16 protein-coding genes and 1 tRNA gene are annotated in these 21229 nt (G+C 58.1%); 2 read left to right on the top strand and 15 right to left on the bottom strand.

Annotated features, from left to right (window positions below):
* Nucleotides 1-2 precede the first annotated feature (2 nt).
* From AC3RLQ_RS05115 to AC3RLQ_RS05100, 4 genes are all read right to left on the bottom strand, one after another.
* Complete coding sequence (locus AC3RLQ_RS05115) at nucleotides 3-2708, bottom strand: hypothetical protein (protein ID WP_493034950.1); 2706 nt, start codon at nucleotides 2706-2708, stop codon at nucleotides 3-5.
* A gap of 74 nt (nucleotides 2709-2782) precedes the next feature.
* Nucleotides 2783-4687, bottom strand: a complete 1905-nt coding sequence (locus AC3RLQ_RS05110; RefSeq protein WP_493034948.1) for a hypothetical protein — start codon at nucleotides 4685-4687, stop codon at nucleotides 2783-2785.
* A gap of 212 nt (nucleotides 4688-4899) precedes the next feature.
* Nucleotides 4900-6963, bottom strand: coding sequence for a hypothetical protein (locus AC3RLQ_RS05105; RefSeq protein WP_493034946.1), 2064 nt, complete (start codon nucleotides 6961-6963; stop codon nucleotides 4900-4902).
* 50 nt (nucleotides 6964-7013) lie between these two features.
* Complete coding sequence (locus AC3RLQ_RS05100; RefSeq protein ID WP_493034944.1) at nucleotides 7014-7853, bottom strand: hypothetical protein; 840 nt, start codon at nucleotides 7851-7853, stop codon at nucleotides 7014-7016.
* 100 nt (nucleotides 7854-7953) lie between these two features.
* Here AC3RLQ_RS05100 and AC3RLQ_RS05095 point away from each other — a divergent pair, with 100 nt between their 5' ends.
* Nucleotides 7954-8631 (top strand): DUF72 domain-containing protein, encoded by a 678-nt coding sequence (locus AC3RLQ_RS05095; protein WP_493034942.1) that lies wholly within the window; start codon nucleotides 7954-7956, stop codon nucleotides 8629-8631.
* A gap of 202 nt (nucleotides 8632-8833) precedes the next feature.
* Here AC3RLQ_RS05095 and AC3RLQ_RS05090 read toward each other — a convergent pair whose 3' ends face one another.
* The 7 genes from AC3RLQ_RS05090 to AC3RLQ_RS05060 all read right to left on the bottom strand — a co-directional run bounded on the left by AC3RLQ_RS05090 (nucleotide 8834) and on the right by AC3RLQ_RS05060 (nucleotide 14277).
* Nucleotides 8834-9190 carry a hypothetical protein gene (locus AC3RLQ_RS05090; protein WP_493034940.1) on the bottom strand — a complete coding sequence of 119 codons (357 nt, stop codon included), beginning with the start codon at nucleotides 9188-9190 and terminating at the stop codon, nucleotides 8834-8836.
* A gap of 219 nt (nucleotides 9191-9409) precedes the next feature.
* Nucleotides 9410-9495 (bottom strand) — tRNA-Tyr (locus tag AC3RLQ_RS05085).
* A gap of 102 nt (nucleotides 9496-9597) precedes the next feature.
* Nucleotides 9598-10662: a class I SAM-dependent methyltransferase gene (locus tag AC3RLQ_RS05080; RefSeq protein WP_493034938.1), complete on the bottom strand. Its 1065-nt coding sequence runs from the start codon at nucleotides 10660-10662 to the stop codon at nucleotides 9598-9600.
* Nucleotides 10663-10698: 36 nt separating this feature from the next.
* Nucleotides 10699-11865 (bottom strand): FtsX-like permease family protein, encoded by a 1167-nt coding sequence (locus AC3RLQ_RS05075; RefSeq protein ID WP_493034936.1) that lies wholly within the window; start codon nucleotides 11863-11865, stop codon nucleotides 10699-10701.
* Complete coding sequence (locus AC3RLQ_RS05070) at nucleotides 11862-12530, bottom strand: ABC transporter ATP-binding protein (RefSeq protein ID WP_493034934.1); 669 nt, start codon at nucleotides 12528-12530, stop codon at nucleotides 11862-11864. The genes AC3RLQ_RS05075 and AC3RLQ_RS05070 overlap by 4 nt, the downstream gene beginning before the upstream one ends.
* A gap of 13 nt (nucleotides 12531-12543) precedes the next feature.
* On the bottom strand, nucleotides 12544-13785 hold the full coding sequence (locus tag AC3RLQ_RS05065; RefSeq protein ID WP_493034932.1) for a NupC/NupG family nucleoside CNT transporter: 1242 nt from the start codon (nucleotides 13783-13785) through the stop codon (nucleotides 12544-12546).
* 66 nt (nucleotides 13786-13851) lie between these two features.
* Nucleotides 13852-14277: a hypothetical protein gene (locus AC3RLQ_RS05060; RefSeq protein ID WP_493034930.1), complete on the bottom strand. Its 426-nt coding sequence runs from the start codon at nucleotides 14275-14277 to the stop codon at nucleotides 13852-13854.
* Nucleotides 14278-14889: 612 nt separating this feature from the next.
* Here AC3RLQ_RS05060 and AC3RLQ_RS05055 point away from each other — a divergent pair.
* The gene (locus AC3RLQ_RS05055) at nucleotides 14890-15756 is read left to right on the top strand and encodes an SDR family oxidoreductase (RefSeq protein WP_493034928.1); all 867 of its coding nucleotides are present in this window, start codon (nucleotides 14890-14892) and stop codon (nucleotides 15754-15756) included.
* Between the two features lie 33 nt (nucleotides 15757-15789).
* Here the strand turns inward: AC3RLQ_RS05055 and AC3RLQ_RS05050 are convergent, their stop codons facing one another.
* From AC3RLQ_RS05050 to AC3RLQ_RS05035, 4 genes are all read right to left on the bottom strand, one after another.
* A complete protein-coding gene (locus AC3RLQ_RS05050; protein ID WP_493034926.1) occupies nucleotides 15790-16998 on the bottom strand; it encodes an aminotransferase class I/II-fold pyridoxal phosphate-dependent enzyme in 1209 nt (402 codons plus the stop codon).
* A gap of 129 nt (nucleotides 16999-17127) precedes the next feature.
* Nucleotides 17128-18669, bottom strand: a complete 1542-nt coding sequence (locus AC3RLQ_RS05045) for a hypothetical protein (RefSeq protein WP_493034924.1) — start codon at nucleotides 18667-18669, stop codon at nucleotides 17128-17130.
* 6 nt (nucleotides 18670-18675) lie between these two features.
* Nucleotides 18676-19605 (bottom strand): hypothetical protein, encoded by a 930-nt coding sequence (locus tag AC3RLQ_RS05040; protein ID WP_493034923.1) that lies wholly within the window; start codon nucleotides 19603-19605, stop codon nucleotides 18676-18678.
* A 31-nt stretch (nucleotides 19606-19636) separates the two neighbouring features.
* On the bottom strand, nucleotides 19637-21064 hold the full coding sequence (locus AC3RLQ_RS05035; protein WP_493034922.1) for a MotA/TolQ/ExbB proton channel family protein: 1428 nt from the start codon (nucleotides 21062-21064) through the stop codon (nucleotides 19637-19639).
* Nucleotides 21065-21229: the final 165 nt, after the last annotated feature.

The following is a 21229-nucleotide window of genomic DNA, read 5'->3' as shown; positions in this document are numbered from 1 at the left end:
AGTCATTTGCCTGCGGCAAAGTTTTTTGGGGGCTCTTTTCTGGCGGTGGCGGCATCCAAGGACATGCCCCAGGCTTTGGCAATCTCTTCGGTGGGCAGAGGCATGCGTTGTTCAACGGGGATGGAGTCGAGTTCGGGATTGCCAACCTGAAAGGCCTGATGGTTGATGTAGTCTCCGAACCATGGCGGTGCTGCTACCGCCTTTTGAAACAGTGAAACCGGCGTGTCTTTGAAGGTCCGATTCTTGGCCTTTTCTTTTTCGCAGCGATTGCGCAGGTTGAGCGCATAGGTGAAAAAGGCTGAACCGAGTTCTTCGATGTCTCGCCTTGAGGCATGTCCGAGGCTCTCCCCAGCCTTGAACAGAGTGGGAGCCCCGAGTTCTTTGAGCTTGGTGTACAACTCAAAGGAATCTCGGTAGCCTCCGTCTGCCTCGCCAGTCGTCACCAACCAGAAAGTATCCTTGGCCTCCTTGGGCACCGTTTCATTATAATGACTGCCAATGTGCGTGTGTACCGCCAGAAACTGCTGCGGGTAGCGCATGGAGATCTGGTGCGCAAAGGCCGCGCCTCTGGAGACACCGTGCAGCAGCATGTCCTTGTCCTGTAGTTTGAACTCATGGCAGACCTTTTTGAGGGCTGAGCGCCACTCCTCACCAAAGGCGTTGTATCTTGTCTGCAGTTCGGCTTCGAGTTCCGGCGTGAGGTTGAACACCTTGGTGCCGGCAGGCAGCATGCTGGCCGTATTCCAGGTGATCATGGCCATGCCATGGTGATCGGCAAAAGCAACGAGGCTGTCTTCGGTGCTCTTGAGGCGGTTGATCAGCGTGGTATCCTCCTGTTGCCAGGTGCAAAAGCATATCACTCCGTTGGGAGCCTGACCCTTCATGAGAGTACCGGGAATGCGGACAAAGAGCTTGAGTTCGGGCACTTCAGGAATCTTGGTCTTGAAGCTACGCTTGGCGATGATCGGGAGCGGCACGGGAATTGTGTCCTGCCGCAGCGCCTTCCAGATGCCGAGAATGTCTGAGCTTGGAAACCAGGAATAGTGCTTGGGATCTGGCCGGGAGGTGATCGAATTGGGCGGCAAGGTGAGGCTGTGTAGATGCAGCCAATGCACGGTCTCCTTTGTGGCAGATATGGCGGCGTCAAGAAAAGCGCGATAGGATGCCTCCAAAATGGTGCCTGTAGGTTTGATGTCTGCAAGCGGGAGAAAGCAGACAGGATTGTAGGCATCCGCGCCGCGCAGATCTTCAAAGTGAAGGAGGCTTTGGCCATACTGTCCGGTATTCTGGGAAATGAGCATTCCAGGCGGAACTTTGATGGCTGCTGTGACCGAAGGAAACCTCGGCGCGCCGAGCGAAATCCAAGCCTGGTAACGAGAAGGCTGCCTCAGCATCAGGGTTTGCAGCCACATCGCCGGAGTTCCCTGCGCATAGGTGATCAACGGCAGATTTTTCAATTCAGAGCCAGCCAAATTATCGATTTCCCGGTACAACCGCGTTTCTAGATTTTCGGCGGCACTCTCGAGCGAACCTATGCGGTCTTCCTTCAGACCCATCAGCAACACGGCCCATTCGTGCTTTTTGGCATAGTCGATCCAATCCGGCATAAAGCGAATGTGTGCAGGCAATGCATTAGCGGCAATGATGAGCACAGCCTGGGGCTTTGGTACGTTTCTGATCCAGAGTAAATCGCAGGAGGCGAACTCCCTCGTCTTGAAAAACCTTCTGCCTACGGAAGGAGGCGGTTTGGGAATCACCGCAGGACGCAGCACTTTGACCGCACCAAGCAGTGTCTGGCTGGGCAACCAGCCAAAACGCGTGGGATCCGGCTTGTTTGGTGCACTCAGCGGATGTTCCAGCAAAGATTGTACATTCAACCAGAGGTGTTCGTCATCCTCATCATAAGTGGCCGCCTCCAAATACATTCTGGCAAAGCTGTCGCGCAGTTCGGTCGAAGAGCCCGTGGTCCACGGAATGAAAGAAACACGGCTCTCACCATTTCTGGAGCGTATTTCCTCAAAGTGATCCAGTTGCTCGTAGTATTTCTTCACAGCCGGCAATGTGGCTGTGGTAAAAGGTGATGGAATGGTGGCAACAAGAGGCAGAAATCCTCCCGGTGCAGTTTTGAAGTCTTTGACGCGCGGAATCTCTGGAAACTTGATGGAATCGACCGCCAGCCAAGCGGCAAAGCGTGAAGGCTTGCGCAGCATGATTGATTCCATCCAGAACGTGGCACTGCCCGAGGCATGAAACAGCAGCGAAACCGGCCCCTTTTTCTTTTCCAGCTCATCCTCTTCATCATCATCGCCTCCATTCAAGGGTGGACGAGTTTTTGATTCAATCCACGTGAACAGGTGTTGTTCCAAAGCAGCAACAGCCGGTTCCAATGGCGGTGAAGTTCCAGCCCCTTTGACACCCAGGACGAGCAAGCTCCATTGGTGAGCCCTGAGAAAGCTGATCCAGGCTTCGTTCAAAAACACTTCGGTGCGTGCTTTTTCATCAGCCAGCACCAGCACGGCCCGGGGTTGTTTCACGACCTTCCACCAGTAGATCTCCAGGGACTCGAATTGTTTGTCATGAGTCGTCGGCGCTTTGCCAACGATGACTCCTGCCAGCGAAGGGACCGCAGAAACCTGTTTCGTGGCTTCCTCCGTGGCCGGGGTCGCTAACGTAGGCTGCCCGGTTTGATTTGCAGGCTGCTGGGCCATCCCCCATGAAACAGACAGACACCAGGCAACCAGCAATCGGGGTAGCATGCAGGCTAAGATTGTGTGCACACGCTTCATGGTTTCGCCGGAACAGGAGGCTTCGGTGCTTTAGGTGGTGACCCGCTGGTTTTGGCCTGGGGTGGAGATGGTGGCGGTGACCCGCCAGTATTAGTCGGGGCTGTCGCTGGTGGCGTAGCAGCAGCGGATTGACCACCGGGAGACGTTGGTGGGGGCACCACAGGCCTTGGGGCGCCTTCGAGACGCCAGGCTTCTTCAAGTTCAACCGTGGGCAATGATATGCGCTGCTCATCGGGTATGAGCGAGGCATCCGCCAGATGGACCACTTTGCGGGTGTCCAGTTCCATCAGAACGGCGGACTCACGCAGGCGCTTGACGATCAGTGCGGCAGCAGTGGGGGCACTTGGCGGTTTGCCTTCTGTTTGCTCCTTTCTGATTAGATCGGCCATGTCTCGGGTGTAGTTGAAGAACTCAGATCCCGATGCCCACACCCAATCATCCAAACCACCTGAAGCCCCGAGGCGACTGTTGAACATCACCGGCCAGCCTTCTTTTTTAGCCATTGCGTAGAGATTGACGGTCATGTCGTACCCGGCGTTTTTGCCGCCAGTCGTTAGCAGCCAACACGTATTGCTCATCGCAGGGTCCACATCCAGATAGGGCCCTCCGCCGTTCAGATGTACCGAAAGAAATCGAGTGGGATCGGCATAAGCCCATGCCTGTGCAATGCTGGCACCAATGCCTGATCCAAACAGATGGAACTGCGCTGCTGGCCACCCCAGTTCACCATTGGCCTTCCCAATGACCTGCCAAAACGCGGGAGCATAAATGGACATGTTTTGTTTCAAATCTTTCAACTCAGCCACGGTGCGAGCTGCTGGCATATCCGCCACGAAACCAAATGATTTGGCATTGATGGCAATGACTCCGACACGATCTCGATTCCAAAGAGACCCTTTGTAATCTATGCTGTTCTGAACTTTCTTCTGCAGTTCTTCTTCATTTTCAGCCCACAACAGGCAGATCACCACATGCCTGACAGGCACTCCCAGCTTCACTTTTCCTGGAATCCTGTAGATCAACTTCACCTGCTTTCCGTCCAGCAGTCTGACATCGGCAAATGCCATCTGACTGTCGGGCATTTTCTTTTGCTCTTGGTGCAGCAATTTCCAGGCTCCCGGCACTTCATCTCCCGGCACCCAGCATTGAAACTGCGGCGGTGGCGGCTTTTCCAACAGGGCGCAGTTCGCTTCGGAGTGAATTTCAAACCACAAACTGGCCGCGTTGCCACCAGCCAATACCGCCAGCAGATACTGCTGACCGAAGCGATCCTGATAAGCGGCATCCAGCGTTCTGCCGTTCAAGGAAGCGAAACCGACGCGGTTGGTGATCTTCGCACGCCGCAGATCCTGAAAGAAAAACAAATTGCTTTCATACTGAGCAGGCGAGGTGTTTAACACCAGACCTGACGGATATTCAATGTTACGCGGCACGGGCGGATATTGCGCCACATCCCTGCTGCACCAGAAGCCCCACAACCAGGGTTTGCGCATCACCACCCGGTGCATCCAGTAAGCTCCTCGATCAGACGCAAAAAAGGCGCCCTTGAGGCCCGGGCCAAAAACATCGTCCACAACGCGTTGCAGACGCACATCCAGATCAATGGCTTTTTCAATCACACGCCCCGAGTCGTCCAGTTCATCCAAGCCCACCGAGATGAGTCCAAGCTGATTTTTTTCGGCAAACTCTGCCCACTGTCGGTCCTCAAGAGGAAGTCGCGGTTTTGCCATGTTGGTAGCCAGCACCACATAGGCTTTCGGTCTGGCTTTGGGTTCGACCCAGAAAAATTCGACGCGTTTGAAGCTTTTATTGGGACCAAAGATTTTGCGCTCAATTCGATACGGCAGTGCGTTAGGCCGGAGCTGCTGCAAATTGGCAGGCAGTTTGAGTTCCGGAACCACGGGTTTGGCCGTAGCCAAAGCAACGACTGCTTCAGGAACTGCAGCCGGTGTCGGCGTGCCAGCCTTGGCTGGGACCGAAGTAGTTTCCGGCGGCTGCCCCGGTAGAGCCTGGGCCGGCAATGGCGGCGTCTGTGCGGGACAAACCCCGGTCATCAGCAGGCAGCAGGCTCCATGGATCAAAGCTCGTGGCAGTCTCATGATCACTCAACTGTTCAGGGATTTGACGGAGATACGGCGGCTGTATCGTGTGGAGTGGCTGGCGGCTGATCTTTCGATTTGGCATCGTCATCCACAGCATCCTCTTCACGGGGCTTTTTCGTGAACTTGGGACGCTTGCCCAGAATCTTGTCGCTCAACCGTTCAATGGCTTCATTCGCAATCTGGCTGGGAGGGTAGGTCTGCTGCGCATTGAGGAACCACGCCAGACTGGAACCCATGTTGCCGGCCGCTTCCGCATCCTTGGCATTGCTGATGGACTTGACATACTCCGAGGCACGCACCGATAGATCCGCACGGCGCTTGTTGAGCACGCTGTCCTCCGGCCACTCTTCTGAAGCCAGTTCCAAGGTTTCCCAGGCACCGGACACATCCCGGTTGCGTTCCAGCAGTTTGGCTTTTTCCAGGGCCATCTCCGCCGCTTTGACGGTCTCCAGCGCTTTTTTGAGCTGTCCTTCCTTCTTTTTGTCACCATGTACGGCGGTGGCGTATTGCAGCTGCTTGTCGAAGATTTCGCGGTAGTCCTCTTTGGCGAATGCCTTGTCAAAATCCTCTCCAGACTGGCTCATCGCATCCTGCTTGTTAAAAAACTCTTTGGATGCCTCGGCAATGGCAGGATTATCGGGCCATGCCATGGTCGCGGCCTTGAATTCTTCCATCGACTTGTCGAGATTCCCCTGCTGGGCGGCCAGCTTTGCCATGCCGAGGCGCATGTTGCTTTCATTCCGCATGGCGTTCACATAAGCACGCGGCTTGGTGGCATCAAAATCCACCACATCCTCCTCCATGCGGGTGATTTGCTTTTCCATCGCCGCAAAGTCCCGTGCTTCCGCCATATTCTGCAACTTTTGCAGATCGGCGAAGTAGTCCTGAATGATCATCCGCGACTCCAATGGGATGGCTTGCAGTGCTGGATGCAAACGGGAGATCGTGAAATCCTCACGCAGCATTTGTGAAGCCGAGGCAAGCCGTTTGGATTGCACTTTGGCGGCGATCACCGGCGCGTCGCTTCGAATGCGCTGCACGATTTCGGCAGCCTGTGCCGCCTGGGTTGCCAAGGCGGCGGGAAAATCACCATCCCCCATGACGACACGATAAAAATCGACTGCAAGCTTGGAATGATAATGCCGTCCATTCTCAAACAATGCCTTGATGTTACCCTGGAAATCGGCGCGGGCTTTTTTCTCATTGGCTATGGTCTCCATTTCATTGATCCGGGTGCGAGCCCGTGAGTCCAGCGTCTGGAAATAGTCCTCCGCCAGGCGCAGGCGTCCCATCACATTGCCCACGCCTGAGGTGGCCTGCGCAGGATTGGGCAGAAAGGCACCGCCGTTTTTGTTGTTCTGGTTTCCTGAATTGTCGGCTTGTTGTTGCGCGCCCTGTTTCCCGGATTTTGACTGGTTCTGGCGACGCTGATAATCCAGCTCGCTCTTCTGCACGGCAGCCGATTGAATGTCCGCATTCCACGCAGACTGTTTGATTTTTTTTTCAAGTTCGGCATTGGCGGCGAGCAATTTGGTCTGATCGCGCTGCATGTCCCAGTAGGCCAGAATGCGGTTTCCCAGCTGTTCTGAGATTCCTGAATCCCAGGGATAGGCGCTCAGCTCATAAAGGCTCACCACCGCTTTGGTCACATTCCTCTGGCGAAGCAATTGCACAATGGTGTCAAATGACTTCTCGTACGCCCCCAGTTGTTCTGGCGGCGGTGGCGGTGTGCTCAAAAAACTTTCCAACTCGGGTGGCAGGGTCGTCTCAATTCCAATCAGAGATTCATTCGCCTGCGACCGCTTCTGCATCATGTTCTGCATGTCGTTGGCCTGCTGGCCCGCGCTCCCTTGCCCCGGCTTTTCGGTGTAGAGTGTTTTGACATCGGAGGAATTGGTGTTGGGAGGGGTTCCGCCTTGGCCAGGCGGAACGTTCCCCCCTCCTGCTTGCGAGCCGCCGGGGGTTGCGCCCCCTGGCTGGTTGCCACCTGGGGTTTGTGGCGGCTGATTCTGCTGAGCTGAGGCGAAGGCGCCAAACAGGCTCACTCCTAAGTAAATCAGTATGGATCGTTTCATGACTTAAAGAAGGGACGGAGGTCATGTTGCTCGTGGACGCAACAGAATGCTTACGGATGGTGCAAGTTTTCCCACAACAATGCAAGCTTTTCTGTTGGAAACCAGCAGGAAAAGATCATGTCGTCGCGCATTTGCTGCTCGGTGAGCCGCTTTTTCGAATCAATGTCGAACCATCGCTCATCTAAAGGCTCTCTGGCAAGACACCAGGCAAACAGTTGCCGAGTGAAATTATCCAATGCAGGAGAGCGTTGGTGTCCGAGTTTTTCGAGGCTGAGCCAGATTACCTTCTTGTCTTGCTTCCGGGCTGCCTGAAAATACTGCAAGGCGGCAAACCAGGAGCCGGCATCATACTCCCCGGAGGCCACGATTCCCGGAGGACAGTCCTTGCTCACCACCGGATCAGGCCAGTTTCCCACCGCCTGAGCTGACCAGGCGATGACACGCTCCGGCTTCCATGCGATCCAATTGGTGGTGAATCTGGCTCCGGCGGAAAAACCCACCACCAGCATCGGCAGTTCCTTCCCAGCATAATGATCCATCGTCTTCAATATATGTTCACCCGAACCTTTCTGCACCTCGGTGTAGCGCCCCAGCAGATCGTCCTTTCTTGAGGAGGCGAATGAAACCCCACACATCAGGAGGTTGTGATCTTTCGCAAATGCCAGCCACCCTTTGTCGTTCAACAGTCCTTCGCCGCTTCCGTTTCTTCCAGGGCAGAGCAGCAGCCAGCCTTCGGGTTCTGCCGAGGTTTTGCGAAAGTACAAATCCGCCCGTTGAATCCACTCACTTGTTGGAAGGCAGATTTTGTCAATCCGACTGTCTTGAGCACGAAGACGTAGTGTCACCGCCCAAAAAAACGTCATGCCGCTAATGACAAGGATTAACTTCATGCTGCATTAGTGATCATCAAAGCAGAGATGCAATCTCCTTTTCGGCCACCCTCAGGAAACGTAAAGCAACAGTTTCAACACCAAAGTCCATAAAGCCACCATGATCTTTGATGAGCCAACGCACAAACTGCTTCGTGAGCCCCTTCAACGTCTCGCCAGTGAATCTGTTTTGATCGGGACGTCATCATGGACATATCCGGGCTGGTGCGGACAAATTTACGACGAAGCACGATACACCACCCGCAACAAATTCTCTGAGGCCAAATTTGAACGAGAATGCCTGACTGAATACGCTGAGGTCTTTCCAACGGTCTGTGTCGATACTGACTATTACAAGTTCCCCTCGCCCCAATATTTGCAAGGTCTCAGCAAGCAGGTGCCCGATACATTCCGGTTTGGCTTCAAGGTCACCGACACGATCACCCTCAAGAATTACACCAACCTCCCTCGTTTTGGTGCCCTGGCTGGAAAACCCAATGAGCACTTTCTAAACGCGGACCTGTTCAAGAAGGCGTTCCTGTCCTCGTTTGATCGAATCCAGGACAAGGCCGGCGTTTTCATATTCGAATTCTCTCATTTTTATCCCAAGGATTTCGAGCATGGCCGAGATTTCGTGACCCAACTAGACGAGTTCTTCTCCCAACTGCCGCAGACGTATGCGTATGCTGTTGAGGTGCGAAACAAGTCACTGCTGCAGCCTGAATATTTCTCGATGCTGGGCAGTCACGGAGTTGCTCACGTTTTCAATTCATGGACCAAGATGGGTCCTCTTTCGTAAAGCGATACACAATGCAATCCAATTGTTTAACACCATGCATCGGACACGCGGGTATCGTCTCGATTGAGTTTTGATATTTTAAAGCTCGGGGCATCAGGTAAATAAACGTAATAAATAACCTGTTTTCTCAATAAAAGGCAAGCAAGAACACAAAGTCCTCGGAATGGTTGGTCGACAAAGTTAAGGAAATATAGTGTAGGGATTATAGGGATAAAGCGACGAATTTATCGCCTTCTATATACTGCAATGGCTTCTCGATTTCCTCCTGCAGCCTTTTCCAGTGACGTTTGACCTGCTTCTTGATGCCAGTGTCGTTCATGATCCTGGCGGCATCAAAGACGTAGCTGAGGAAATTGCGCCTTTCCCCCGTTGGCCAAGACGCCATCGAAAGATTTGCCTCTATAAAACGCCAATTCCCGGAAGTGTCGCGGCTATCCTGTCCGGGTAAAATTTCGAGGTGAGGGTCGTGCTGGTGCGTCTCAAAAGGCGTTGAGCAGCGTGAATGCCAAACTTGTTGGCCATCAGTGAGCAGGTGGACTTCGGGAGGAGTGGACGGCATTGTGTCGTCCTCATCGCCCAACCGAAGCATTGCGGGCACATCCAGGATTTGGTGATCAATTAGTCTCAGCCCTTCCCAAAAACATCCTTGAATCTTCTGAAACAGACTCAAACACCTTTTTTCCGGAGTTCAAAAAGTGGCCAAGAAGTGGCCAAGCAACTTTTAACATCTCTCGAATCTCACTCCCTTTCGGGAGGCGTAACACTTTGAATATGAAGGTGGTGGGCAGGGCTGGATTCGAACCAGCGTAGGCGTAAGCCAGCAGATTTACAGTCTGCCCCCTTTGACCGCTCGGGTACCTACCCATTCTCCTTTCGAAGTGGGCCGCGATTATCGAGTCGGTGCCTTGTTTTGCAAACGCTTTGTTCCTCTGTTTTGCATTCTTTGTGAGATTCTTTGTGTCGGATTCAGCGACGGCGCTTGCCGCGGCGCACATAGGTGGGCTGGACGATGGGGTTTTGGGCGTGAAGGACTTTGAAACCGCCGGTCTCGATGATCTTGTCCATCTGCGAAAAGGCTTCGGTCAGCAGGTTCTCATAGGGGAGCTGGCGGTTGGCGACGAGCCAGAGCTGCCCACCGGGTCGCAGGGCCTGGGCGGCGGCGGCGATGAACTTGAGGCCGATGAGGGGATCGGCCTCTTTGCCTTCGTGAAACGGGGGGTTCATCACGACGGTGTCAAACTTGGTGCGCTCAAACCCGGTGGTGATGTCCTGCCAGTGGGGGTGGGCTTTGACCTTGGTGGGCACGAGGCCGAGATTGCGGCGGGCGCATTCGAAGCAGTCACCGTCGGCATCATAGATGTCGAGGGTGTCGATGTCGTGGCAGGTGCGCAGGAGGTGATCGCTCAGGAAGCCCCAGCCGCAGCCGAAATCGGCGACGTTGCCTTTGATGGTGTCTGGCAGGTGCTTGGCGAGGAGGGCGGAGCCTTCGTCGATGCGGTCCCAGTTGAAAAGGCCGGGGCGTGACCAAAAACGGCCGTCGAGGATGCGGCGCATGGCGGCACCCTGGCGCCAGCGTTCGAGGAGGTCGGCTTTCCAGGGCTTGTCTTCCTGCTTGGTGGCCCAGAAGGCGCGGCTGTGGTGCTTGGAGAGGGATTCGATCTGCCCGGCGACTTCGCGCAGGTACTGCTCGCAGCGTTTGCTGCCGGCGTCGTTGTGCACGGCGGCCATGAGGACGCCGCCGGGGGCGAGGTGATCATGGGCGCGGGCGAGATCGGCGACCATGAGATCGCGCTGGGGATCGGGCAGGACGAGAACGAGGTCGAAGAGGCCGTGGACCTCGCGCTCCACGCGGTGTCCGGCGGCTTGGAGGAGATTGGCCTTGGGCTTCCAGGTCTGCTGGCAGACGAGGCGGCCTTCGAAGTGCTCCAAGGCGGGATGAGCCTGGGCACGCAGGAAGAGCACGCGCCCTTCGGTGCTGATGTCGGGATTGACATCCAGGGCGTAAATGAGGGCGTCGATGGGGTAGGACATGCGGCGGGTAAAAAGAGGGAAGAAAAAGGAATATTATTAAAGAGCCCAGCGCAGCAGATGCGGTGCGGCGAAGGAGGAGAACTGGAGAAGAAGGAGGCCGATCACCGCTGCGGCGAGACCGATGATGAGGACTTCGAGGACTTTGACGCTGATGAGCGAGACACGCGAGACACCGACGTCTTCGAGGGTGGCGAATTCGCGCTGGCGCAGGCGGAAGGAGAGCGCAAAGACGAGCGCGGTGACGAGCAGCGCGGCGGTGGCGGTGAGGAGCAGGGCGCTGGCGGCGAAGCCCTCCAGGCGCACGAGCTGGGTGAGCAGGGCCTCCATTTCATCGCGCGGGCGGATGAGCTGCTGCTCTTTGGAGCGGGCGTAGTGCCCCGCGAGCAGGGCTTCGGCCTTGGCATTCTGCGGCAGCAGGATCACGGCGCTGATGGGATAGGTGGAGACATCGCCATGGAAGTGGAAGGAGGCGATGTTGGCATCGGTGACTTCATTGAACATGCGCACGGCGGCGTTGCCGACGATGTTGCCCTCCTCTTTTTTGAGCACGACGGACTCGTCTTTCTTGAGGTCGTCATGGCCATGGGAGCGGCCTTCGATGAGCCAGCAGGTTTTGAGATCGACGAATAGCGCCTCGTCATCGGGCGTGCCGTTGGGGGTGAGGATGCCGGTGACGCGCATCTTCAGCGGATAGACGCCGGCCATGTCAAAGGCCTGCTCGGGTGTGGAAAAGAGGTGACCGCCGGGCTGCAGGCCACGCTGCTTGGCGAGGGTGGCACCGACGACGCAATCGCCCAGGCGGCTAAGCTGTTTGCCTGCGGCGAGATGCAGGCCGCGAAAGGCAAAGTATTCGAGCTCCGTGCCCACGATGGGTGCGCCCTGCGCCTGGTAGCGGACGTGCAAAGGGATGGCGGTGGCCGTGGGATTGCGCCGTATTTCAGCGAGCGCGCCAAAGGGCAGCGGCAGGAGGTTCTCGCGCTTGAAGTAGAGCGCGGTCATCATGAGATCGAGAGCGCTGCCACGTGTGCCGACGATCTGCGGCGTGGCGGCGGCGCGGGCGCGGAGTTCCTGCTGGGCGTGCTCGATCAGCACACGCAGGCAAAGTGGCAGAGCGAAGACGAGGCCCAGCGCCCCGGCGAGCAACGCGCTCTGAATGCGATGCCGCAGTACGTAGCGCGCGGCCAGATGGAAGGCGGTCCTCATGCGGTGGCGAGGTCCTCCATGCGCACGGTTTGATCAAAGAGCGGCAGCAGATTGGGGTCATGCGTCACCATCACGAGACAGGCGCCGCGTCTGCGGGTGTCTTCGAGCAGCATGTCCACCACGATGCGACCCCGTGCGGGATCGAGTGAGGCGGTGGGCTCATCGGCAAAGACGAACTGCGGCTCATGCACGAGTGCACGCGCCACGGCGACGCGCTGGCGCTCGCCCTGCGAGAGATGCGAGACGCGCTTGTCCAGGTAGCGGTCGATGTGCAGGCGCTGGGTGAGATCGAGCATCTTCGTGCGGACCGCGGCATTCGCCGTTCCACGGAACTCATGCGGCAGGAGGATGTTCTCGGTGACGGTGAGGTAGTCGAGCAGGGCGAAGTCCTGGAAGACGAGGCCGATGTGCTGCAGGCGAAAGGCGCGGCGCGCTTCGTGGGTCATCGTTTCCATCTGTGCGGTGCCGAGGCTGACCTTGCCCGCCGTGGGTGTCAGCAGGCCGGTGAGCAGGCGCAGCAGGGTGGACTTCCCTGCCCCGCTGGGCCCGGCCAGTGCGAGGGCCTTGCCAGAGGCGAGTTCAAGCTGCGGCACATGCACACGAAAGCCCTCGGCCGAGTAGGCAAAGCGGAGGTCGGAGACATGGAGGCCGGTGGTTGCGGACATGCAGTCTCACTCTTTAAAGCAGCAATCCGGCGACACAAGCGGTGCAATAGCAGGCGAGCAGGCCGCCGAGCATGGATTTGATGCCGAGCTGCGCCAGTTCTCCCCGGCGCTCAGGCACCAGCGCGCCGATGCCGCCGATCTGGATGGCGATGCTGCCGAAGTTGGCAAAGCCGCAGAGCGCGTAGGTGGCGATCTCCGCGCTGCGGGGCGAGAGGGTGCCGCCCTGCTGGCTGAGGTGCAGATAGGCGAAGAATTCATTCAGCACCACGCGCTCGCCGAGGAGCGCGCCCACCTGACCGCACTCGGACCACGGCACGCCCATGAGCCAGGCGCAGGGGGCATTGAGCCAGCCGAGCGCGAGTTGCATGGGCTGCGGCACATTTTGACCGAAGGCGCGCAGGCCGAGCGAGAGCATGTAATTAAAGAGCGCCACCACCGCGACGAAGGCGATGAGCATGGCCACGACGTTGATGGCCAGCTTCATGCCATCGCTCGCGCCGGTGCAGAGTGCGTCGATGCCGTTTTCGGTTTCGCGTTCGATGACTTTGCTGGCACCGTGCGCGGTCTCGCTTTCCTCGGTCTCGGGGATCAGGATTTTCGACATCATCAGTGCGGCGGGGGCGCTCATCACAGAGGCGGTGAGCAGATGCCCAGCGGAGATGCCAAAGGACACGTACGCGGCAAGCACCCCGCCGGCGATGGTGGCCATGCCGCCGACCATGAGGCAGAGGAGTTCACTGCGGGTCATGCGTGGGAGATAGGGCTTGATGACGAGCGGGGCCTCCGTCTGGCCCATGAAGATGTTCGCGGCTGCGGCGAGGGTTTCGCTGCCGCTGGTACGCATGACGCGGCGCATGACCCAGGCCGCCATTTTGACGACCCACTGCAGCACGCCGTAATGATACAGAAAGGAGGAAAGCGCGGAGACGAGGATGATGCTGCCGGTGATCGTCAGCGCGAGGATGAAGCTGTTATTCGGGCCAAAGGCGGCCTGCAAAGTGGTCGGTCCTCCCAGCGGGCCAAAGACCAGCCCGATGCCTTCATTCGCAAAGCCCAGCAGGCGGCGGAACATTTTGTCGAGCAGCGCAAAGGAATCGTGCCCCAGCTGAGTGCGGAGGATGAGCACGCCAAAAGTGATCTGCAGCGCCAGGCCGCTCAGCACCGCCCGCCACGGAAACAGCCGACGTTTTTCCGAGAGCGCCCAGGCCAGCGCCACAAACACGACCAGGCCAAGCAGGCAGATGAGACGATCCATGATGCGGGCGAGAGTGGGTCAGCGGGGAGGATGGGTCAAGCACTCAGCTAGAAACCCAAGCCCAAGCTACCGGTTGTCCAGTTCCCAGCCGCTGCGGCCAAACTCGTAGGGTTCATCAGCGCGGCCTTGGCCGGGAGTCCAGCCGATGGGAAAGGCCTGCTTGATCTGCTCGTGGTATTTCGATGGATGAGCGTCGAGCTGAAACGGCACCCCGGGGGTGGCACGGATTTCCTGGGCGGAATTGTTGAGCACGGTCGGCTTCACATCCCAGTTTTTGCCATTCGGGTAATAGAACTGCTTCGAGTCGTGATGGTAGTAGGCCTCGTAACGCGGGTAGTACGTGTAATTTCCAGCGCTGCCGAGCCGGGGTGCCAAAACCGACAAACCCGCCGGATAACCGTAACCCCGTGTGGGCAGGCCATACTTGATCGCACAAGCCGGGAGAAGGAGCAGGAGGGATAGCGCGAGACTGAGGACAGAGCGTGAATGCATGGCGGATGATTAGCGGGATTCCGCTGACAGGCAACGGAGCGGAGGCGGAATCATGGATGTGCGAAGGAAGGTCGGGCAATGTATTCGACAATTCAGCCACCCATTTTTGTAACGCTCAAACAGTTTTGCCTTTGAAATTGCAGGAGTGGACAACCAAATGATGAGGGGTGAGACCTGTGACAAGTGAGGTTACGGTTAAATCGTTAACACAAGACACAAGCTTAACGATCTGGTCGTTTCACCTTGGCGAACTGGCTCTTTCGATCTGATCGTGATGAAGGAATTTTGTAACGCTTGAAGCGTTTGAAAGGATGATGGCGAGTTTATCACCCTGAGCACGGTCCCCGGCACCGAAACGCTGCGGCAAGACCTGCCACCGGGGGAATTCATCGAGGTGCGTGTGATCGCGGCGAACTCTCTGGAAGAAACCACCCCCAGCCCTGCCTCGGCGGCGCTAGTGGATTGAGGCGCCGGGTATTCCCCGAAGCAGCGAAAAGAGCGGCCCGAACTCGCTTTTTGGGCAAGATGGGTCAAGCATCGGGCCTTGGCCTCCTGCCCTGCCCGTCCGTGCGAAACGGCGCTCCCTGCCACCACCCTTTTCACTTCTTTCTTATGCCCGCCATCCGCACCGCCGTGCCACGCAATGTTCTCATCACCGGTGCATCCACAGGTATCGGCGCAGCCTGCACACGCATGCTGGCGGGGCGTGGCTGGCGGGTCTTTGCCGGAGTGCGCAAGGTGGCGGATGGCGAGGCACTCATGGCGGGGGCGGAGGGGCAGATCATCCCGGTTATTCTCGATGTGACCAACCGTGAGCAAATCAAAACCGTGGTGCAGGAAGTGGGCGTGCAGTGCGGTGCGGCGGGGCTGCAGGGCGTGGTGAACAATGCGGGCATCGCGCTGGCGGGGCCGCTGGAATTCATGCCGATGGAGGCCTTTGAAAAGCAGTTCGAGGTCAACGTGCTGGGATTGATCGCAGTGACGCAGGCGGTGATGCCGCTGATCCGTGCGAGCCGGGGGCGCATCGTTTTGACGGGCTCCAATTCGGGGTTCATGTGCGAGCCGTTTCTGGCGGGCTATGGGGCGACGAAGCATGCGCTGGAGGCGATCGCGGATTCGCTGCGCATCGAGCTGCGGCCATGGGGGATCCAAGTCGCGCTAATTCAGCCCGGGGCGATCAAGACGCCGATCTGGAGCAAGTCGCGTGAAGCGGCGGAGCAGCTCTTCGTGGGCATGCCTCCCGAGTGCGAAAAACTGTACTCAGCCCCCATCATCGCGCTGCGCAAGATGGTGGAGAAAGTCCCCTCCATGGCGATTCCGCCGGAGCGGGTGGCCAAGGCGGTGACGCATGCGCTGGAATCCCGCCGGCCCCGCACCCGCTACCCCGTGGGGCTGGATTCCGTGGTGGGTTCGCTGCTGGTGCGGATCGTACCGGACCGCCTGCTGGACTGGGTCATCCGGAAGGTGATGGGGATTTAGGAAGTGAACCGGTTGCGGCGCAACCGGACTACTTTAAATGATGCCGAGTTCCTTGCCGATCTTCTCGAATTTCTCCAGGGCGCGGTCGATCTGCGCGAAGGTGTGGGTGGCCATGAGGCTGACGCGGATGAGCTCTTCACCGGGAGGAACACCGGGAGGGATCACGGGATTGACGAAGATGCCTTCATCCTGCAGGCGTTTGCAGAAGATGAAGGTCTTCAGCGTGTCATTGACGTAGACCGGGAGGATGGGTGTCTCGGTCGCACCGAGTTTGAATCCGAGCGCGAGCAGGCCCTGCTTCATGCGATTCGTGTTGGCCCAGAGCTGCACCATGCGCTCGGGTTCGGCGATCATGATGCGCAGCGCGGCGAGCGCGGCGGCCACATTCGCGGGACTCATGCTGGCGCTGAAAACGAGCGGGCGGGAGTGGTGCTTGAGGTAGTCGATCGTGTCCCAGTCCCCGGCGATGAAGCCGCCGAGACTGGCGAGCGATTTGCTGAACGTGCCCATGATCAGGTGCACGTCATCCACGAGGCCGAAATGCGAGGCGGTGCCGGAGCCATGCTCACCGAGGACGCCGATGCTGTGCGCGTCGTCCACCATGACGGCGGCGTTGTACTGCTTGGCCAGCGCCACCAGCTCGGGCAGCTTGATGATGTCCCCCTCCATGCTGAAGACACCGTCCACCACGATGATTTTGGGAGACTCCGGCGGGAGGTGCGCCAGACGACGCGCCAGTGACGTCATGTCATTGTGCGAAAAGAGAAAGGTCTTCCCGGGGGCCATCTGACAGCCTGCGCCGAGGCTGGCATGATTGGCCCGGTCTGCCAGGATGCAGTCTTCACGCCCGACGATGGCGCTGATGACGCCGAGATTGACCTGAAAGCCGGTGCTGTAGAGCAGCACGGCCGGCTTCTTCATGAGCTGCGCGAGTTCTTCCTCCAGCTGCACATGGATGTCGAGCGTGCCATTCAGGAAGCGTGAGCCTGCACAGCCTGCGCCGTATTTCTGCACGGCCTGGCAGATGGACTCCTTGATGCGCGGATCATTGGTGAGGCCGAGATAGCTGTTCGAGCCCAGCATGAGCACCTGCTGACCATTGATGATGACCTCCGTGTCCTGGGCAGAGGAGATCTCCCGGAAGTAGGGATAGATTCCTGCGGCGCGGACTTCATCCAGAGCACGAAATTTACGAACCTTGTCAAAGAGCGGGAGGGGGGTGGGCGAAGAAGCAGAGGGCATCGGAACGCAAATACGGCGCGAGTGTGGCACTGGAATTCCGACTGTCCATGAACTCCTTATAAAGTGGATGGATTATGCCAAGCTGTGCAGAAACAACTGGCAATCAGTAGGCTAAAAGCCTACCCAACCTCAATCAAGCGAGCGTTTCGGCGGAGCGATGGTCACAGCACCAGGAGCCCCCGAACCGGCACGCGGCGGTGTGGGTGCCAGGCGCTGGACTTCGTAGCCAGAGATGTTCACCGCGAGATCGAGCTTGGCGAGGAATTCCCACGTTGCAGGCACCCCCACTTCATCGGCTAATTTTCGTGCTTCCAGATAGGCTTCGAAGGCATCCGGCATGACCTGGAAAACGGCGACGCCATTGGGATCCGCCTTGATGTCACGCATGAGGCGAATGTAGCCGGAGTTGGGCTGCTTCATGGCCTCAATGGTCTCGCCACCGCCGCCTTTGGGTGTGAGGGCCAGCTGCACGTAGGGCAGAGTGGGCAGGATTTTCGGCTCGAAGCCATAAGAGCCTGCCAGCAGCGGGCTGGAGGCCGCGCGTTGCAGCAGAGCCTGGATCCGCGTGGCATCGTAAATGGTGCGGGCCTTGCTCACGTTTTCGATGCCTGGCATCTTGGCGAGATCGTGGAAGTACCCGAGCACATCCTTCGGTGTCGCTTTGACTTCCTTAGTGGCAGCACCCCAGGAGAAGGTGATTTTGCCACTGGCGGCGCTGGCCTTGATCACCGGCGGCGCAGGCGGACGGGCAGGATCAAGTTTGACCCAGGCCGTGACGTCCCCTTTGGTGGCGGCGACGATGGCTTCGGCCACGACCCCCATGGTCTGACGTGTGGGAATGGCGATGTCAGCGATGTCACTGAGCAAAGACTTGGTGGGCGAGATGCCGCCGGCCACCAGCGCCTTGTACGCCTGGGCCACGTATTCCAGCTGCACCCGATCCACCAGAGGGGCGATATCTGGCCAAGCTTTCTGCGCGTTGGCAGGAGAACCCAGAATGCCTTCCAGCAGCTTGGCAAACGGGGCGTACTCCACCTTCTGGTATTCGAGCTGTGACTTCACCTTGTCCATGCCTTCGATGATTGGCTGCAAAAACTTGGCCTGGTTGAAGAACAGCACGCCTTGTTTGGCCACGAGGACGCGCGTCTCATTGGGCTTCTCAGGATAGGCGCGCGGATTCGGCAGGCGCACGTAGGTGGGCGGCGGCGGCTGGTAGACAGGTGTCTTGTCCAGCAGCGCTTTGAGGCGCTCGACTTCTGCCAGAATTTTATCGGTCTCGACCTTGCTTGCCTCCCGGTCTTTTCTCCGCTGGTCGAGCTGCTTCTGGAAAGCGTCGAGATCCATGAACTTCATCTTATTCTGCAAGTCCGCGGTATCGACGGTCTTGAGATCCTCGATGGCGCGCTTGAGCTGGGCTTCCGCCTGCTTCTGCTGCTCCTCGACTTTCACCGGGTCAATCTTTTCAGGCAGCTTCTTCACCTGCTCCTGGATCTGCTGGAGTTCCTCCTTGGTGACGGGCGGCAGGTCGGACAGCACCTTTTTCACCGCACTGGCCACGCTCAGGCCGACCATGACGAGCACGATGATGAGCACACCGACGACGTTTGTCATCGTGTCCATCAAGGCGACGAACGGCAGCTCCTGCTCCTCATGTGGTTTGCGTTTTGCCATGGCGTGTCAGGCAGCTTTCTTGGGTGGAGTTTTGGCCGGGGGCGCAGGAGGCGCCGGGGGGGCTGGCGTGGCGGGTGGCGCTGCGGGCGGTGGCGGAATCTTGCCGCGAAATTTGGCAAACAAATTAAGATCCAGCACGCCGCGCCCAGGGATGGGCAGCTTGCCCACACGCACTTTGTAGTCGTTCTCCGCACGACCGGCACCGTTGTTAAAGGCCCCCTGCCCATCGTCACGGATGAGGAACAGGATCAGCGACTTGGGGTCCTTGGCGAGTTCGGTGAGGAAGTAATTGTAGGCGGCATCAGCGACCACCACCGAGGCCGTGGCGCTCAGGCGATAGTCCTCTCCCCAGGCACCGAGGATCTTCAAGGCTCCGCCGCCTGCCTCGACGAAATAGACTTTCGTATCCGCCGGCATGCCGGTACCGGAAGGCTGCACAATCACCGGCGGGATCTTTTTGTCCGGCGGCACATCGCGCTTCTTCAGCTCGGCCATGAGGGTGGCGATCTCCTTTTTGCTCTCCGCCTGCTGCTGCTTCATGCCCTCGATTTCGAGCATCAGATCATCCAGCTCCTTCTGCATCTTCTGACTGATCTTGAGGTTCTCCTCCTGGAGGTCTTTGGAGGTGTTGATCAGTTTGCGCAGCTTGACGAAGCGCTGCTCCTTTTCTTCGATCTGCTTTTGCAGCGCTTCCAGGGACGCCAGCTTCTCCTTGAGAATGACGTCCTGCGCCTTGCGCTCCACGATCTCCTGCCGCAAGCGCTTGGCGTCCTGCGCCATCTGCACGTCCTCCGGTGTGCGCCCCTCTGTCTGCTGGGTCTGCGACACGCAGAGCACCACGATGATGAGGATCAGCACCCCGATCAGCGAGCACAGAATGTCCAGAAACGGGACCAGCAGGATCTCGTCTTTGGCGGCATGTCGGCGCTTTGCCATGATCTAGATGAGTGAGAGGAGGTTGAAGAGGCTACTTGCTGCTGAACCAGCCCTTTTTCTTCACCTGATGAATCATGATCTGCTTGCCGCCCAGTTCGGACAGCAGGGTGTTCAAGGACTGGATGCCGCTGGCCAGAGCGCGCGTGTAGTCCGTGGTGGTCTTGACGCTGTCCTTCACCGCATTGGTCATGTCTTCACGCATGCGGTTCAGCGTCATGGCAAACTCGGCGTCCACCCGCTGCTGATGCGCTGCGGCGCGTTTGTCGAGGTTGTCAGCCTGCTCCTTGATCTGCTTGGAGAGGGCGTTGAGATCCACGAGGAAATCCTTCTGCGCATTGGCCACCGCCTTCACCAGCGTGTCCATCACCCCTGCGGTGTCTCCGCCGGCGATGCTGCCGCCGTCGTTAAGGCGGGGAAGCAGCACTTCATTGCAGAAGGCGTCGATGTCATTGAGGCAGTCGTCCTCCGCTTTCATCATGCCGTTGAGCGGGAAGTTCAATGTCATGGCCAGCACGAGGCCGAGCAGCGTGGCATCGAATGCGGTGCCGAGACCGCCGGTCACGGCGCCCAGTGTCGCGGTCACCTGCTTGAGATCCGTCATGTTGCCGAAGTTCATGCCGCCGATGGCGTGTGAAAGACCGATGACGGTGCCGATGAACCCCAGAATCGGGATGGCCCAAAGGAACGCCTTCAGCAGCGAGTAACTGCCGCCAATGCGCATGCTGTCGATGTCGGACTGGCTGGAGAGCATGTTCGTCACATCTCCCACATTTTGCTTCACCTCAAAGAGCTCCAGGGCCTTGCGGATGCGGTTCACCATCATGCTGTCACGCAGGCGATGCGGCAGCTTGTAAACGTGATCGATGAACTGGCCCACGTTGTCGCGGTTGATTTCAGCCCCCAGCTCCCAGGGCAGCACATCCAGCAGCAGCGCCTTGCGCTGATGGCTGAGCTTCTGCATCTTTAAGTACAGGATCGACATGGACCACGTGAAAAACAGCGTGTTCATGAAGCTCACCAGCATGTGCTTGAAGAACAGCGACGCGATGAACTGCATGGTCGTGTACGTCGCCGGCGAGACGCTGTCAGGCGCCTTGAACGGGAACAGAATGCCGACCCATGCGAGGAAGAGGACGAAGCCGATGCCGAAACTCAGAAACCCATTGGGGTTCGTGGGATCAATTTCCTCCCAGCCGCCGCGCTCTCCACGCTCCGGCGTGCCGGTGGCGGGCGGCTGATCAGGAGCGGTGGCCCCATGCTCATACTCAGCACCGAAAGCGTCGTTTTCAGCAGGTGCCAGATCTGGTGATGGGGCCGGTGCCGTCACGCTGCTCGGAGCAGGCAGCCCTGAAGGAGCTGGCAGCGAAGATGGGGCCATGGCCGGAATGCTCAGCTTGGTATTGCAGCCAGGACAGCGGACAATTTTGCCTGCCATTTCCGGCTCGGCTTTGAGTTGCATGTCGCATGAGGGGCATTTGAACGTCACAGGTGATTTTCCTCCAAGGTGTGATTTAAAAAGTGGGCGCTGCTACTTAGCGAAAGAGATACCCATTCGACAATAGATTTCTTGGGATGAAAATTCACTTCAGCCACAAAGATACCAAAGTATCGGCCAAAGGTATCA

This window comes from Prosthecobacter sp. GW821-HT29F12, from assembly GCF_058803405.1.
This window is presented reverse-complemented; position numbering and strand designations above follow the sequence as displayed.

Excerpts from the sequence above, each read along its gene's own strand:
- AC3RLQ_RS05095 (WP_493034942.1), top strand. The coding sequence starts at position 7,954 with ATGATCTTTGATGAGCCAACGCACAAACTGCTTCGTGAGCCCCTTCAA.
- AC3RLQ_RS05040 (WP_493034923.1), bottom strand. The coding sequence starts at position 19,605 with ATGGCAAAGCGCCGACATGCCGCCAAAGACGAGATCCTGCTGGTCCCG.
- AC3RLQ_RS05100 (WP_493034944.1), bottom strand. The coding sequence starts at position 7,853 with ATGAAGTTAATCCTTGTCATTAGCGGCATGACGTTTTTTTGGGCGGTG.
- AC3RLQ_RS05060 (WP_493034930.1), bottom strand. The coding sequence starts at position 14,277 with ATGCATTCACGCTCTGTCCTCAGTCTCGCGCTATCCCTCCTGCTCCTT.
- AC3RLQ_RS05075 (WP_493034936.1), bottom strand. The coding sequence starts at position 11,865 with ATGAGGACCGCCTTCCATCTGGCCGCGCGCTACGTACTGCGGCATCGC.
- AC3RLQ_RS05065 (WP_493034932.1), bottom strand. The coding sequence starts at position 13,785 with ATGGATCGTCTCATCTGCCTGCTTGGCCTGGTCGTGTTTGTGGCGCTG.
- AC3RLQ_RS05070 (WP_493034934.1), bottom strand. The coding sequence starts at position 12,530 with ATGTCCGCAACCACCGGCCTCCATGTCTCCGACCTCCGCTTTGCCTAC.
- AC3RLQ_RS05055 (WP_493034928.1), top strand. The coding sequence starts at position 14,890 with ATGCCCGCCATCCGCACCGCCGTGCCACGCAATGTTCTCATCACCGGT.
- AC3RLQ_RS05105 (WP_493034946.1), bottom strand. The coding sequence starts at position 6,963 with ATGAAACGATCCATACTGATTTACTTAGGAGTGAGCCTGTTTGGCGCC.
- AC3RLQ_RS05050 (WP_493034926.1), bottom strand. The coding sequence starts at position 16,998 with ATGCCCTCTGCTTCTTCGCCCACCCCCCTCCCGCTCTTTGACAAGGTT.
- AC3RLQ_RS05090 (WP_493034940.1), bottom strand. The coding sequence starts at position 9,190 with ATGCCGTCCACTCCTCCCGAAGTCCACCTGCTCACTGATGGCCAACAA.
- AC3RLQ_RS05115 (WP_493034950.1), bottom strand. The coding sequence starts at position 2,708 with ATGGCCCAGCAGCCTGCAAATCAAACCGGGCAGCCTACGTTAGCGACC.
- AC3RLQ_RS05080 (WP_493034938.1), bottom strand. The coding sequence starts at position 10,662 with ATGTCCTACCCCATCGACGCCCTCATTTACGCCCTGGATGTCAATCCC.
- AC3RLQ_RS05045 (WP_493034924.1), bottom strand. The coding sequence starts at position 18,669 with ATGGCAAAACGCAAACCACATGAGGAGCAGGAGCTGCCGTTCGTCGCC.
- AC3RLQ_RS05035 (WP_493034922.1), bottom strand. The coding sequence starts at position 21,064 with ATGCAACTCAAAGCCGAGCCGGAAATGGCAGGCAAAATTGTCCGCTGT.